The sequence below is a fragment of the Pseudomonas avellanae BPIC 631 genome, assembly GCF_000444135.1.
In the GTDB taxonomy this organism is placed as follows: Bacteria; Pseudomonadota; Gammaproteobacteria; order Pseudomonadales; family Pseudomonadaceae; genus Aquipseudomonas; species Aquipseudomonas avellanae.
In genome coordinates this window covers 1-14,324 of the sequence record NZ_ATDK01000257.1, presented here as the reverse complement: position 1 = coordinate 14,324, position 14,324 = coordinate 1, and the positions used below count along the sequence as shown (strand labels likewise).

Annotated in this window: 10 protein-coding genes and 2 riboswitches; of the genes, 5 read left to right on the top strand and 5 right to left on the bottom strand. The window is 62.1% G+C overall.

The window, feature by feature from the left end:
* Positions 1–262 precede the first annotated feature (262 nt).
* Positions 263–730, bottom strand: a complete 468-nt coding sequence (locus DW49_RS0114830; protein ID WP_024419970.1) for an Lrp/AsnC family transcriptional regulator — start codon at positions 728–730, stop codon at positions 263–265.
* A 185-nt stretch (positions 731–915) separates the two neighbouring features.
* Between DW49_RS0114830 and DW49_RS0114820 the strand changes: the two genes are divergently transcribed.
* Positions 916–4,398: an indolepyruvate ferredoxin oxidoreductase family protein gene (locus DW49_RS0114820; RefSeq protein ID WP_005618586.1), complete on the top strand. Its 3,483-nt coding sequence runs from the start codon at positions 916–918 to the stop codon at positions 4,396–4,398.
* A gap of 369 nt (positions 4,399–4,767) precedes the next feature.
* Here DW49_RS0114820 and cobM read toward each other — a convergent pair whose 3' ends face one another.
* The 4 genes from cobM to DW49_RS0114800 are packed head-to-tail and all read right to left on the bottom strand — an operon-like array spanning position 4,768 to position 6,905.
* Positions 4,768–5,517 carry a precorrin-4 C(11)-methyltransferase gene (cobM, locus tag DW49_RS0114815; protein ID WP_005618585.1) on the bottom strand — a complete coding sequence of 250 codons (750 nt, stop codon included), beginning with the start codon at positions 5,515–5,517 and terminating at the stop codon, positions 4,768–4,770.
* 32 nt (positions 5,518–5,549) lie between these two features.
* Complete coding sequence (locus tag DW49_RS0114810) at positions 5,550–5,999, bottom strand: cobalamin biosynthesis protein (protein WP_024420958.1); 450 nt, start codon at positions 5,997–5,999, stop codon at positions 5,550–5,552.
* Positions 5,992–6,699 (bottom strand): CbtA family protein, encoded by a 708-nt coding sequence (locus DW49_RS0114805; protein WP_024420957.1) that lies wholly within the window; start codon positions 6,697–6,699, stop codon positions 5,992–5,994. The genes DW49_RS0114810 and DW49_RS0114805 overlap by 8 nt, the downstream gene beginning before the upstream one ends.
* A 20-nt stretch (positions 6,700–6,719) precedes the next feature.
* Entirely contained in the window at positions 6,720–6,905 is a 186-nt protein-coding gene (locus DW49_RS0114800; RefSeq protein ID WP_005766274.1) for a CbtB domain-containing protein, read from the bottom strand.
* 96 nt (positions 6,906–7,001) lie between these two features.
* Positions 7,002–7,215, bottom strand: a riboswitch (cobalamin riboswitch).
* A gap of 58 nt (positions 7,216–7,273) precedes the next feature.
* A riboswitch (cobalamin riboswitch) is annotated at positions 7,274–7,497 on the top strand.
* A gap of 113 nt (positions 7,498–7,610) precedes the next feature.
* Here DW49_RS0114800 and cobW point away from each other — a divergent pair.
* Genes cobW through DW49_RS0114780 form a run of 4 tightly spaced genes read left to right on the top strand, consistent with a single transcriptional unit; the run spans position 7,611 to position 14,115 of the window.
* A complete protein-coding gene (gene cobW / locus DW49_RS0114795) occupies positions 7,611–8,654 on the top strand; it encodes a cobalamin biosynthesis protein CobW (RefSeq protein ID WP_024421306.1) in 1,044 nt (347 codons plus the stop codon).
* Positions 8,655–8,657: 3 nt separating this feature from the next.
* Positions 8,658–12,422 (top strand): cobaltochelatase subunit CobN, encoded by a 3,765-nt coding sequence (cobN, locus tag DW49_RS0114790; protein WP_005618580.1) that lies wholly within the window; start codon positions 8,658–8,660, stop codon positions 12,420–12,422.
* A 20-nt stretch (positions 12,423–12,442) separates the two neighbouring features.
* On the top strand, positions 12,443–13,450 hold the full coding sequence (locus DW49_RS0114785; protein ID WP_169338185.1) for a magnesium chelatase ATPase subunit I: 1,008 nt from the start codon (positions 12,443–12,445) through the stop codon (positions 13,448–13,450).
* A gap of 53 nt (positions 13,451–13,503) precedes the next feature.
* Positions 13,504–14,115 (top strand): vWA domain-containing protein, encoded by a 612-nt coding sequence (locus DW49_RS0114780; RefSeq protein ID WP_024420955.1) that lies wholly within the window; start codon positions 13,504–13,506, stop codon positions 14,113–14,115.
* Positions 14,116–14,324: the final 209 nt, after the last annotated feature.

The window sequence follows — 14,324 nt, the reverse complement described above, 5'->3', positions numbered from 1 at the left end:
AACGAACCAAAAAAAAGACCCGGAAAAAATCCGGGTCAAAAACCGTGATTAGCCTGATGAGGAGATAATCCGGAAGCCGACCTAAGGCTTCCAGGTTATCCAGCGGTTCTCGCGAACCGCTGACGCAATAATAATCATTACCATTTGAAAATCAAATGTTTTTATTGCTCTCATCGAAATAAATAATCCGCCAGCGCTCGTCTGGCGGATTTTCCCCTCCCGGCAATATTCCCCGTTTCTGACAGCTCATTTCTGACGCCGCCTAATCGAGCGGCAACTCTGTGGTGCGTTTCACCGTGCTCATGGCGATATTCGAATGCGCCTCGTGCACGTGGGGCAATTGCAGCAGGTGGTCGCGCAGAAAGCGCTCATAGCTGGCGATGTCCTGAGCCACGACCTTGAGCATGAAGTCCATCCCGCCCGCCATCGTGTAGCACTCCAGCACCTCGGGGTGGCCGATGATCGCCTCTTCGAATTCGGCCAGATAACGCCGGCCATGCCCCGACAGCTTGACCTCGACGAAGACGGTCATGCTCAGGCCGAGTTTTTGCGTGCTGAGCAGGGCGACCGTGCGCTCGATCACGCCGTCTTCCTGCAGCCGATGAATGCGTCCCCAGCAGGGTGATTGCGACAGCTCCACGCGCTCGGCGATTTCTGCCGCCGAGAGGCTGGCGTCATGTTGCAGCAAGCGAAGAATCCTGCGGTCGATGGGGCTCAATTTAAGCTGCATGAATTGACCTTGTTTTTTGTTATGGCCGAAAAAATCATGCTCAATATCAGCAGATTTGCACGCATTTAGAAAGAAAAAGCCGCTTTGCTACAGGCAGTCTAGTGCCAAGGCTGCCGGGCTGGACCGTCCCGGTGCGAAAGCCCGACCCCTAATAAGAACAAGACTAGAACGAGAGAGGTACGCGCATGTCCCTGGCTGATATTCGTCTGGATGATAAATACCGGCTTGCCACCGGCAATCTGTACCTGACCGGCACTCAGGCGCTGACCCGCCTGCCGATGCTGCAAAAGCAGCGCGATGAAGCGCAGGGCCTGAACACGGCGGGCTTCATTTCCGGCTATCGGGGCTCGCCGCTGGGCAATCTGGACAAAAGCCTTTGGGATGCCAAGGACTACCTGCAACAGAACGCCATCCATTTCCAGCCTGGTATCAACGAAGAACTGGCGGCCACGGCCGTCTGGGGCAGCCAGCAGGTCAATCTCTTCCCCCACGGCAAGTACGACGGCGTGTTTGCGCTGTGGTACGGCAAAGGGCCGGGGGTGGATCGCTGCGGTGATGTGTTCAAACATGGCAACTCGGCGGGGGTCGCGCCCAAGGGCGGCGTGCTGATTCTTGCGGGCGATGACCACGGCTGCAAATCCTCGACCATCGCCCACCAGAGTGAACACGCGTTCATCGCGTCGATGATCCCTGTGCTCAACCCAAGCAACGTTCAGGAAATTCTCGATTACGGCATCATCGGCTGGGAGCTGTCGCGCTACAGCGGGTGCTGGGTGGCGATGAAAACCATCGCTGAAAACGTCGATTCGTCTGCTGTCGTCGAAGTCGATCCGCTGCGCATCAAGACGCACATCCCGGAAGACTTCGTGCTGCCGGAAGGTGGTTTGCATATCCGCTGGCCGGACCCACCGCTGGCCCAGGAAGCGCGGCTCAATACGTACAAGATTTACGCCGCAAGAGCGTTCGCCCGCGCCAATCAGCTCAATAAAGTGGTCATCGATTCCGCGCAACTGCGGCTGGGGATCATCACCACCGGCAAGTCCTACCTGGACGTGCGTCAGGCGCTGGAAGAGCTGGGTATCGATCAGGAACTGTGCGACAAGGTCGGCATTCGTGTGCTCAAGGTCGGCATGAGCTGGCCACTTGAACCCGTGTCGGTGCATGACTTTGCCGAGGGTCTGGACGAGATTCTGGTGGTCGAGGAAAAACGCAGCGTCATCGAAGACCAACTGACCGGCCAGCTTTATAACTGGCCGGTGGATCGTCGTCCGGTGGTGGTCGGCGAGTTCGATGAGCAGGGCCGTTCGCTGTTGCCAAACCTCAGCGAGCTGACGCCGGCAATGATCGCCAGGGTCATCGCCAAGCGTCTGGCGCCGTTCTACAGCAGCCCGCAGATCGAAGCGCGCCTGCAATTTCTCAGCGACAAGGAAAGAGCGCTTCAGGCGACGCTGTTCAACACCTTGCGCACCCCGCATTTTTGCTCCGGCTGCCCGCACAATACCTCGACCCGCGTGCCGGAGGGCAGTCGTGCCCTGGCCGGGATCGGCTGCCACTACATGACCATCTGGATGGACCGCGAAACCGATACATTCACCCAGATGGGCGGCGAGGGCGTGACCTGGATCGGCCAGGCGCCCTTCACTGAAACCCCTCATGTGTTCCAGAACCTCGGCGACGGCACCTATTTCCACTCCGGGCACCTGGCGTTGCGTGCGGCTGTGGCCTCCAAGGTCAACATTACTTACAAGATTCTCTACAACGATGCGGTGGCCATGACGGGCGGTCAGCCTATAGACGGCGTGCTGCGCGTCGATCAGTTGAGCCGCCAGGTGTTCAACGAGGGCGTACAGCGCATTGCACTGGTCTCCGACGAGCCGGACAAATACCCGAGTCGGGAAGATTTCGCTTCAATTACCACCTTTCATCACCGACGCGACCTGGACAGCGTGCAACGCGAGCTGCGTGAGTTCAAAGGGGTGTCGGTAATCATCTACGACCAGACCTGCGCGACTGAAAAGCGGCGCCGGCGCAAACGCGGCACCATGCCTGATCTGGAAAAGCGCGCGCTGATCAACCCGGCCGTGTGCGAAGGCTGTGGTGATTGCGGGGTCAAATCCGGTTGTCTGTCGGTGCTGCCCAAGGAAACCGCTCAGGGCCGCAAGCGGGAAATCGACCAGAGTGCCTGCAACAAGGATTTCAGCTGCGTCGAGGGTTTCTGCCCGAGTTTCGTCACCGTGCATGGCGGCAAATTGCGTAAGCCGGTGGTGCTCAAACAGGTCGAGGCATTCGCTCGTCTGCCGGAGCCTGCGCTGCCATCGCTGGAGCGGCCGTTCAATATACTGCTGCCCGGCGTCGGCGGGACTGGCGTGACCACGGTCGGGGCGATGCTCGGTTATGCCGCCAACCTGGAAGGCAAGGGTTGCAGCGTACTGGATCAGGCCGGGCTGGCGCAGAAGTTCGGCCCGGTGGTCAGCCATATCCGCATTGCTGCGCGTCAGGAAGACCTGTTCGCGGTGCGCATTGCCGCTGGCGAGGCGCACCTGTTGCTGGGTTGCGACTTGCTGGTTGCCGCTGGCCCCGACGCAATCGCCAAGCTCGACAGCAAGATCTCCCACGCGGTGATCAACAGTCAGCAAACGCCAACCGCAGAATTCACGCGCAACCCGGATGCCGTGTTCCCGGCCGAGGCGATGAAGCAGACGATCATTGATGCCGTCGGTGCCGACAAGACGCACTTTGTCGAAGCCACTTCGTTGGCGACCCGTTTGATGGGCGACAGCATTGCCAGCAACCTGTTCATGCTCGGTTATGCGTTTCAACTGGGCCTGATTCCCCTGACTTCGGCAGCCATCGAAAAGGCGATTGAGCTCAATGGCGTGGCGGTCAACCTCAATCAGCAGGCGTTTCTTTGGGGCCGTCGCACGGCGCATGATCCTGCCGCCGTCGAAGCGTTCGTCAACCCGCAACAGCATGTCAGCGAGCCGCAGCAGATGGACCTCGAGCAACGCATTCAAAGCAACGTCGCCGCCTTGACGCAGTACCAGAACAGCGCGTACGCCGAGGGTTATCTGGGGCTGGTGCAACGGGTGCGGGAGGCGGAGTCGCGGGCGTTTCCCGGTCAGCAGCCGACGCTGACGGAAGCTGTGGCCTTCAACTACTTCAAGCTGCTGGCCTACAAGGACGAATACGAGGTGGCGCGGCTGTACAGCAACGGCGACTTCACCCGCCAGCTGGAGGCGCAGTTCGAGGGCGATTATCGACTGGAGTTTCATCTGGCGCCGTCCTGGCTGGCCAAGCGCGACCCGCACAACGGTCAACCGCGCAAACGCAGTTTCGGACCGTGGATGCTGCGCGCGTTCGATGTGCTGGCGACATTCAAATTCCTCCGAGGCACAGCGTTCGACCCGTTCGGTCGCAGCCTGGAGCGCAAGCAGGAGAGGGCGCTGATTGATCGTTATGTTGGCGACGTCGAACTGATCCTGCAGCATCTCCAGACGCAAAACCGCCATACGGCGCTGAGCCTGGCACGTCTGCCGGAAAAGATCCGCGGTTACGGTCACATCAAGGAAGCCGCCATGAACGCCGCTGCGTTGCAGGCCGACATCCTGCGTAAAAGCCTGGAAAGCGGCGAGGTGCTAGCGCCGAAGTTGTATGAGGTGGCTGCTTGATCAGGCAAGCGATGTGAGTGCCTGTGTGCGAGCCGGGCGACGCTTTGCTTGCTCGCGAAGGCTGATTAGCGGTGATCAGTAGATCTCAGACTGCAACGCCTCCTTCGTGAGCAAGCTCACACACGCGAGTGCGTGGCTTCTGTGGGAGCGAGCTTGCTCGCGAATGCAGACTGACTGATCAGTAGATTTTCAGCGTCTGCACTGGCCTCTTCGTGAGCAAGCTCACGATGGGAGTGCTTGTGGGAGCGAGCTTGCTCGCGAAGGCTGACTAGCGGTGATCAGTAGATCTCAGAGACTGCACCGGCCCCTTCGTAAGTAACGCGGACCGCCGCCCGGGTCACAAACAAACGGCGAGCCTGCCGATGAGCGTTACTTCGGCCTGAACAGGTGCGCATGCCCGGCCCGGTACAGCGATGACTCGCTGAACGTGTCGGCGGCCAGTACGCGGCCGACAAGGATCAGTGCGGTGCGGCGAAAGCCTTTGGTCCGCACTTTTTCCTCTATGTCTGCCAGCGTACCCAGTGCCCAGTCCTGATCCGGCCAACTGGCGCGGTGCACCACAGCAATCGGGCAGTCGGCGCCGTAATGCGGGGTCAGCTCTTCGACGATTCTGTGCAGGTTATTCACGCCCAGATGAATCGCCATGGTCGCCCGATGGCTTGCCAGGCTGGCGAGTTCTTCGCCGCTCGGCATTGAGGTCTTGTCGGCGTAGCGGGTCAGAATCACGCTTTGCGAAATATCCGGCAGCGTCAGTTCCACGCCCAGTAACGCAGCACAGGCGGCCGTCGCAGTCACGCCCGGAATGATTTCGTAAGGGATGTTCAGTTCACGCAAATGGCGGATCTGCTCGCCAATGGCACCGTACAGGCTCGGGTCGCCGGAATGCACGCGGGCGACATCCTGGCCTTGCGCATGAGCGGTCTTGATCAAATCAATGATTTGCTCCAGATGCAGTTCCGCGCTGTTGGTCACCTGCACGGCCTGGTGGCCTTCGAGCACAGCGAGCGGCACCAGCGAACCTGCATAGATAATTACCGGACAGGTGCGGATCAGGCGTTGCCCCTTGACGGTGATCAACTCGGGATCGCCAGGGCCTGCGCCGATGAAATAGACAGTCAATGGAAACTCCGGGGTCAATGAGCGCGGTGGGATTATCCGCCCACAGCCGGGCTGGACGCCAAGGCAAATGTCATTTGAGTGGTTTTTTGCCGCTCGATCAGCAGCCGCGCCGTACCGTCGCCCAACTGCGCGGCGAGTGCCAGTGCCGATCCTTCGGCGACACCGTGGCAACCTGTGGTCTGAAACACCTTAGCGGAGCGGTGGGTCAGGTGCAGCTCCCAGGCCACCAGTTGCGCGGCGTTGAAAAACACCAGCGGCACAGCCAGTTGCGCCGCCAGTTCAAGCAGACCCGGTTCCTGATCTTTCAGATCGATGGAGGCCAGCGCGGTGATGCTGCCCAGGCCCAGGTCAAGCGTTCGAAGACTGGCCTCGATCAGCTCGCGCAACGCGGCCGCCGAACAACCGCGCCGGCAGCCAAGCCCAACCACCAGAGGCGTGCCGGGGCGGACGCTCGAGTGCTCTGGCCTGATGCGGTCAGGCATTGCTTGGGTGGGCATCGCTTCTGCGAAACAGCCAGGCGCTGATCAGGCCCAGTGCTACCCAGAACAGCGCGTTGGTCAGCAGCGAAGCGATCATGAATTGCGATTCCAGCGCTTGAGGCGCAAGGCTTTCATGAACCAGCGGTTGCGGTGCGCCGATCACATGCGGCACCACCAGAATCGCCGCGCCCAGCACTTTGAGCAGCCAGTTCTGACCAAACACCAGCAAGGCCAGCCCGGCAGCGGTGGACGCTGCCGTACCGATCCACCAAAGCTGACGCTGGCTCAGTTCTGCGGCAGCGGTGCCCGGCAGCTCAGGCGGCAGCCCAAGGGTCGGCGCCAGCACGAACACGGCAAAACCGGCTAGCCCCCACCAGGCGCCCTGTGCCGTGCGGCCCGGTGCGCGCAGGGTGTAAAGCCCGGCCAGCATCAGCGCAAAACCGACGGCGACCACCAGATTGCCACCGGTGGTGGACAGCACGCGCTGCCAGCCGTTTTCCGGCTCCCACGCTGCTTCGTCATGCGCGTGGCTGTGTTCAGCCACGGCACCGTCGGCATGCTCGTGAACGTGTTCGGCAGGTGCTTTCTCGTAGGTTTCGGCCTGCTGGATCAGCGGGACGACCCAGAAGCTTTGCAGCAAGGTCAGCAGCAGGGCGGCCAGCAGCCCGGTAAACCCTGCGGTCTGTGCGATTCGCTTGAACATTGTGTTGTCCTCAATGACGCTCAATGGCAAGGAAAGGCAGCGCTGTGACGGGTATCGTGTGCCGCATTGTGCACAGCGGCAATGTGCGAGAACCCGGCGAAGTACACCAGGCACGCCCCCAGCAGTGCAGCGCTGATGGCGGCGGTCAGGCGCTGGGTCTGGGTTGAGCTGGTAGCGGCCGTCTGGCTGCTGCTGATGGTGGACATGGCGTTCCCTCTTGAGTGTTGGCAAGTGGGCCATGCGCACGCGAACCCACTGACGAACGCCAGAGGTTTCAACTGCGCCCGCCCACCGCGGGTGTGTCATTGGAAAAATGTCGGGCCGGTCTCCGGGCTCGCGAGGGGTTTGAACAGCGGTGCGTTCAGACCTTCAAGGTCACCTTCCCATGCCAGTGCACAGTGGATCAGACCTTCTCTCGCTTACCGTTGCGGGGGCAGCACCGGACTTGCTCAACAGGTTGAGCGCACCGGTTTCCCGTTTCACCCCGTGAGGGGCACCCGAAACAAGGTGCACAGGAGAGCATGGGCAACGGGGCATCGTCAATCTGAACGATTGACCTGTCTGCGGTCACTGCGTAGCCTTGCCGGTTCGAGGTTCTTCATGCGTAAAGCGTTACAACATGAAGCTAAGACGGGAATGCGGTAGATGCCGCAGCTGCCCCCGCAACTGTAAACGGTCATGTTCATTGCACAGCCACTGCTGCGGCGGGAAGGCGCGATGAATGTGTGTCGGCAAGGTGTTCAACGCCCGCCACACGCTGCCGTGAGCCAGGAGACCTGCCTCGAACCGGGCTGACAAAAGCCTGCGAATTCTCACTACAACCGGGCGGGGTGATCCGGTGGCGATCCGATCCGTGTGCACGGCGCGCGGTTCTCGTCCTGTTTGCCCGCCGCATCGCCAAAGGGCACCTGATGAAAACACTGGCCAAGCTTCCCGTCACCATCGTTACCGGCTTCCTCGGCTCGGGCAAGACCACCCTGTTGCGGCACATGCTCGACAACGCCGAAGGGCGACGCATTGCGGTGATCGTCAACGAGTTCGGCGAGCTGGGCATCGACGGTGAAATCCTCAAGCAATGCACCATCGGCTGCACCGAAGAAGAGGCCAACGGCCGCGTCTACGAGCTGGCCAATGGCTGCCTGTGCTGCACGGTGCAGGAAGAGTTCTTCCCGGTCATGCGCGAGCTGGTTGCCCGGCGTGGCGACCTGGACCACATCCTGATCGAAACTTCAGGGCTGGCCCTGCCCAAGCCGCTGGTGCAAGCCTTCCAATGGCCGGAAATCCGCAACGCCTGCACGGTTGACGCCGTAATCACCGTGGTCGACAGCCCGGCTGTGTTGGCCGGTACGTTTGCAGCCTTTCCGGATCAGGTCGATGCACAGCGCAACCTGGACCACGAATCGCCGCTGCACGAGCTGTTCGCCGACCAACTGGCCAGCGCCGATCTGGTGATCCTCAACAAGGCCGACATGATCGACGCCGAAGGGCTGGCCGCCGTGCGCGCTGAAGTTGCCGAAGAGCTGCCGCCAGCGGTCAAGGTGGTCGAAGCCAGCAGTGGTCGCCTGCCGATCAGTGTTCTGCTGGGCGTGGGTGCCGAGTCCGAACTGCACATCGACGCGCGCAAGACCCACCACGATCATCACGACGATGATGACCACGATCACGACGCGTTCGATTCAATTTCCCTGAAATTGCCCCAGGCTGACGAGAAAGTATTGCTTGATGCGCTGAATCAATTGGTCGTGCAACACGGCATTCTGCGTGTGAAAGGTTTTGCGGCAATTCCCGGCAAACCAATGCGCCTGCTGATCCAGGGTGTGGGCACGCGTTTCGACAAGCACTTCGACCGCGCCTGGCGTGCCGACGAAGAGCGCGCCACGCACCTGGTGCTGATTGGCCAGGAACTGGACGCCGTTGCGCTGCAAGCTCAGCTCAACGCCTCGATTGCCGGCTGACCCATGCATTTACTGAGAACCCAGCCCGGCGGTTTTGTCCCGGACGACAGCATCGCCGACATGGGGCAAACCCCGGCCGAGCTGGTGATTCTCTGCAGCGGCGACTCCAGCCTGGCGCTGCTGGCCGAAGCCGCCCGGCAATTGCCCGAAGACTACCCCAGCCTGCGTCTGGCCAACCCGATGCAGGTGCAGAATCACGCCTCGGTCGACCTGTACGTCGATGAAGTGCTGCGCCACGCCAAAGTCATTCTGATTTCCCTGCACGGCGGCATCGGCTACTGGCGTTACGGCGTCGAGCGGCTCATGGAGCTGGCAGCGCGGGGCGTGCAGGTCATTCTGGTGCCGGGCGATGACCGTCCCGACCCCGAACTAAGCGACCTGAGCACCGTGCCTGCTGCACAGCGCGACCAGCTCTGGCAGTTCTTGCGTCAGGGCGGCATGCAGAACGCGCTGGATTTGTATCACTGCATGGCCAGCCAATGGCTGGGCCGCGATTACCCGTGGACCGAACCCCAACCGCTGCCACGTACAGCTGTTTATCACCCGCGCCTTGCCAGTGCCCAGCTTGTCGATTGGCAGGCCGAATGGGTGGTCGGGCAGCCGGTCGTGGCGCTGTTGTTCTATCGCTCGCACCTGCAGGCAGCCAACACCGGTTTCATCGACGAATTCTGCGTGCGCTTGCAGGCACAGGGCATTAATCCGTTGCCCATCGCCGTGGCCAGCCTCAAGGAGCCGGGCTGCTTTGTTCAGGTGGAAAACTGGCTTGATGAGGCTGATGTCGAGCTGATTCTCAACACCACCGGCTTTGCCCAATCGAGCCCGGAGGCGCCGCATCTGCGCCCGTTCCGGCGCAACGTACCGGTGATTCAGGCGATCTGCGCGCAAGACAACCAGCCAGCCTGGCAGGCCAGCGAGCAAGGCCTGGGTGCCCGCGACCTGGCGATGCACATTGCCTTGCCGGAGCTGGACGGGCGGATCATCAGTCGGCCGATCAGTTTCAAGGACCTCGCCTGGCGCAGTGAGCGCAGCCAGTCGGACGTGGTTTGCCACCGCGCGCACCCCGAGCGCATGGATTTCGTCGCGCAACTGGCGCGCCGCTGGATCGAACTGGCGCGCCTGCCCAATGCCGACAAGCGTGTGGCGTTGATCCTCGCCAATTACCCGACCCGCGACGGTCGAATCGGTAATGGCGTGGGCCTGGACACGCCGGCTGCAACGCTGAACATTCTGCGTGCCATGCAGGCCGAGGGCTATCCACTGGCGCAGTTGCCGGACAGCGGCACCGAACTGATCCAGCAACTGTTGGGCGGCGTGACCAACGACCTAGACAGCATTGACCAGCGCCCTTGCCAGCAGAGCATGGCGCTGGATGAATACCTGACGGCGTTCAACGAGCTGCCGCTCGAAAATCGTGACGCGGTGACTGCCCGCTGGGGCGCGCCGGATGCCGATCCAATGTTCCGCAGCGGACGAATGATGATCGCCGGCCTGCGCTTTGGCCTGACCTTCGTCGGCATCCAACCGGCGCGTGGCTATCAGGTGGACCCCAGCGCGGTTTATCACGACCCGGACCTGGTGCCGCCGCATGGTTATCTGGCGTTCTACTTCTGGCTGCGCAAGGCCTATGGCGCGCACGCCGTGGTGCATGTCGGCAAGCACGGCAATCTGGAATGGCTGCCAGGCAAAGGCGTCGGGCTGTCGCAAACCTGCTGGCCGGATGCCGTGCTGGGCGCGATGCCCAATATCTATCCGTTCATCGTCAACGATCCGGGCGAGGGCGCCCAGGCCAAACGCCGCACGCAGGCGGTGATCATCGATCACCTGATGCCGCCGCTGACCCGTGCCGAAACCTACGGCCCGCTGCGCAATCTGGAGCTGCTCGCCGACGAGTTCTATGAAGCGCAACTGCTTGATCCGCGCCGCGCCCGTGAACTGCAACGGGACATTCTCGAACTGGTCCGTGAAACCCGTATCGATCGTGAACTGGCGCTGGACAACGCCACTGACAGCGACGCCGATGCTGCGGTCTGGCTGCCGCGTCTGGACACTTACCTGTGTGACTTGAAAGAGTCGCAGATTCGCGACGGCCTGCACATTTTCGGCCAGTCACCGGAAGGTCGCCTGCGCACCGACACGCTGCTGGCCCTGCTGCGCATCCCGCGTGGCGATGGGCGCGGGGCGCAATCGAGTCTGTTGCGGGCGCTGGGCAAGGCGTTTGCGCTGGGCTTTGACCCGCTCGACTGCGAGCTGGCCGAGCCTTGGGTCGGCGCGCGTCCTGCCACGCTGCTCGCAGTGAGCGCGGACCCGTGGCGCACCGCCGGGGATGCCCGTGAACGGCTTGAGCTTTATGCGGCGGCGCTCATCGAACGCGTGATGGCAGGTGAAGACCTGCACGACGTGCCTGCACATGATGATCTGGCGCTGATTCTCGACAACCTGCGTGAGGTAGTCGCGCCACGGCTGGACGCCTGCGGCCCCGGCGAAATGCAGGGCATGCTCGATGCGCTGAGCGGCCGCTTCGTACCGGCAGGCCCCAGCGGTGCACCCAGCCGTGGGCGACTGGACGTGCTGCCGACCGGGCGTAACTTCTTCAGCGTGGACGTGCGCAACCTGCCGACCACCACGGCGTGGCGCATTGGTTTTCAGTCGGCAAACCTGTTATTGGAACGCCACCTTCAGGATCATGGCGATCACCTGCGCCAGCTGGGTTTGTCAGTGTGGGGCACGGCAACGATGCGCACTGGCGGTGACGACATCGCTCAGGCGATGGCATTGATGGGGGTTCGTCCGGTCTGGGCGACCGGCAGTCAGCGGGTCGATGACTTCGAGATTCTGCCGATCAGCCTGCTGGACCGCCCGCGGGTGGACGTCACCTTGCGGGTCTCCGGTTTCTTCCGTGACGCCTTCGCCAACCTCATCAAGCTGTTCGATGCCGCCGTGCAGGCCGTCGCGGCGCTGGATGAGCCGGATGACATGAACCCGCTGGCGGCCAGAGTGCGCGAAGAGCGCCAGGGCTTTGTGACCGAAGGGTTGAGCGAAGACGACGCGGCACGGCAGGCGGGTTGGAGGATTTTCGGTTCCAAACCCGGTGCCTATGGCGCGGGCGTTCAAGGCGCAATTGACGGTCGTCTGTGGCAAAGCCGCGAGGACCTCGCCGAGGTTTATCTGAACTGGGGCGGTTATGCCTACGGCGCTGCTGATGAAGGCACTCCGGCCCGGCAACGTTTCGCCCAGCGCCTGTCCCAGGTGCAGGCGGTGTTGCAGAATCAGGACAACCGCGAGCACGACTTGCTCGATTCAAACGATTATTACCAATTTCAGGGTGGCATGCTCGCAGCGTCCGAAAGCCTCAGCGGGCAGAAGACCGCCAGCTACCATGGCGATCACAGCCAGCCGGACCTGCCGAAGATCCGCACCCTCAAAGAGGAGCTGAACCGGGTGATACGCTCGCGTGCGGCGAATCCGAAATGGATCGAGGGGGTCAAGCGTCATGGTTACAAAGGCGCGTTCGAGATGGCCGCGACCGTGGACTTTCTGTTCGCCTTCGACGCCACCACCGAGCTGATCGACGATCATCAATATGCATTGCTCGCCGATGCTTATCTGCTTGACCCGGCGACCCGCGATTTCATCGCACAACACAACCCCGATGCCCTGCGCGACATGACCGAGCGCATGCTTGAAGCCCAGCAGCGCGGCCTCTGGCAGGAGCCCGGCGAGTATCAGCAAGCGCTGGAAGACCTGCTGTTGGACATAGAAGAGAGTTGATGACCTTGCCTGATTCAAGCCTGAGCGACACTGCGCATTTCCCCTTGGCTGCCGTGGTCGGGGCCGACGACCTGAAACTGGCGCTGTGCCTGACCGCTATAGACCCGCGTATTGGCGGTGTATTGATCGAAGGCCCGCGTGGCATGGCCAAGTCGACCCTGGCGCGGGGCCTGGCGGATCTGCTGGCCAGCGGTCAGTTCGTCACCTTGCCGTTGGGCGCGACCGAAGAGCGTCTGGTCGGCACCCTGGACCTTGATGCCGCTCTGGCCGAGGGTCGCGCACGTTTTTCTCCGGGTGTGCTGGCCAAGGCGGACGGCGGGGTGCTTTACGTCGATGAAGTCAACCTGCTCGCCGATCATTTGGTTGACCTGCTGCTGGACGTTGCCGCCAGTGGCGTCAATCTGGTCGAGCGCGACGGTATCTCCCATCGACACACGGCGCGTTTCGTCCTGATTGGCACCATGAACCCGGAAGAGGGCGAGTTACGCCCGCAGTTGCTGGACCGTTTTGGTCTGAACGTGGCGCTCAGTGGCCAGACACTGCCCGTCGAACGCAGCCAGATCATCCGCCGCCGTCTGGATTTTGATGCTGATCCCCTTAACTTCTGTCAGCACTGGCAGGCGCAGCAGGACGCCTTGAAGCAGCGTTGCGAGCAGGCGCGTCTGTTACTGCCGAGCATTGAACTGGATGATCATTCGTTGGCGGTGATTACCGAGCGCTGTTTTGCAGCCGGGGTCGATGGCATGCGTGCAGACCTGGTCTGGCTAAGGGCTGCACGCGCCCATGCCGCCTGGCGCGGTGCTGGCCAGATCGACGAGCAGGACATCGAAGCCGTTGCTGAATTTGCCCTACGCCACAGGCGCCGCGACCCGGCTCCGCTGCCGCAGAATCAGCAAGCTGCGCCGCCTGAAACGTCTCCCAAGCCAGACAAGCCTGAAAGCGGGCAGGGCAATTGGGGCGAGCTACCCGCGCAGGCGGTGGTTACCGGGTCGCGCCGCGAAGTGCCGAGCTGGCCAAAAAAGCCTTAGGCATCCGCCCTCGCGCCAAACAGGGTGCGGATGCCATTCCCCGTCCCGGTCGATTGGCCAGCGGCAGGCAGGGTGCCCTCCGTGCGGGCGCCGATGGCCCGGTGCAATGGCTGCCGACACTGCTGCGCGGTCGTCCGAAGAGCCGCAAGGATCTGGTTCACCAACCGCGCAGCAGTCGTCCGGCTGAATTGCTGCTGGTGGTGGTCGATGCCTCGGCCTCGACGCGCCGCCATCAGGCCTTGAGTCAGGCCAAAGGCCTGCTGTCACAGGTATTCGATGACGCCTATCGACGCCGCGCCCGTCTGGCATTGCTCACCGCCAGCGGCAGCACACCACGCTGGCAACATCAGGGCCTCAAGGCCTCGTCGGCCTTGAACCCATGGCTGGACGCATTGGGTGCGGGCGGCGGCACGCCACTGTCGGCGGCCCTGCAACAAGCCATGACCTGGCTGGAACAACGCCAAAAACGCCATCCTGCCGAACAGCAGCGAGTACTGGTCATGACCGACGGCAGAATCAAACAACTGCCCACGCTGCCTGCCTTCAACTGCGCAAGCCTGCTGATCGACATCGAAAAAGGCCCGATCCGCCTGGGAAGGGCACGCGAGCTGGCTGCAAGCCTGGGTGCTGATTACCGGCATATTGATGAGCTGAAGCTGGTTTGAAGGGGTGGGCTGGAAACGGAGCTGGGACTTTGCCTACTTTGGTCCCTCAAAGTAGGGCGCCGAGAGGCGAAAAGGTGGCTCAAGTCGAGCCAGAGTCCAACTGGCATCGCAGAGCCGCAGTGTGATGCTCCGCGCCACAGATCTACGCCGCACACTCAAGATCGGACGCAGAGCGTCCAGAACGGCATGCGACGCGGAGCGTCGCACGA

Excerpts from the sequence above, each read along its gene's own strand:
- DW49_RS0114830 (WP_024419970.1), bottom strand. The coding sequence starts at position 730 with ATGCAGCTTAAATTGAGCCCCATCGACCGCAGGATTCTTCGCTTGCTG.
- DW49_RS0114820 (WP_005618586.1), top strand. The coding sequence starts at position 916 with ATGTCCCTGGCTGATATTCGTCTGGATGATAAATACCGGCTTGCCACC.
- DW49_RS0114810 (WP_024420958.1), bottom strand. The coding sequence starts at position 5,999 with ATGCCTGACCGCATCAGGCCAGAGCACTCGAGCGTCCGCCCCGGCACG.
- DW49_RS0114805 (WP_024420957.1), bottom strand. The coding sequence starts at position 6,699 with ATGTTCAAGCGAATCGCACAGACCGCAGGGTTTACCGGGCTGCTGGCC.
- DW49_RS0114800 (WP_005766274.1), bottom strand. The coding sequence starts at position 6,905 with ATGTCCACCATCAGCAGCAGCCAGACGGCCGCTACCAGCTCAACCCAG.
- cobW (WP_024421306.1), top strand. The coding sequence starts at position 7,611 with ATGAAAACACTGGCCAAGCTTCCCGTCACCATCGTTACCGGCTTCCTC.
- cobN (WP_005618580.1), top strand. The coding sequence starts at position 8,658 with ATGCATTTACTGAGAACCCAGCCCGGCGGTTTTGTCCCGGACGACAGC.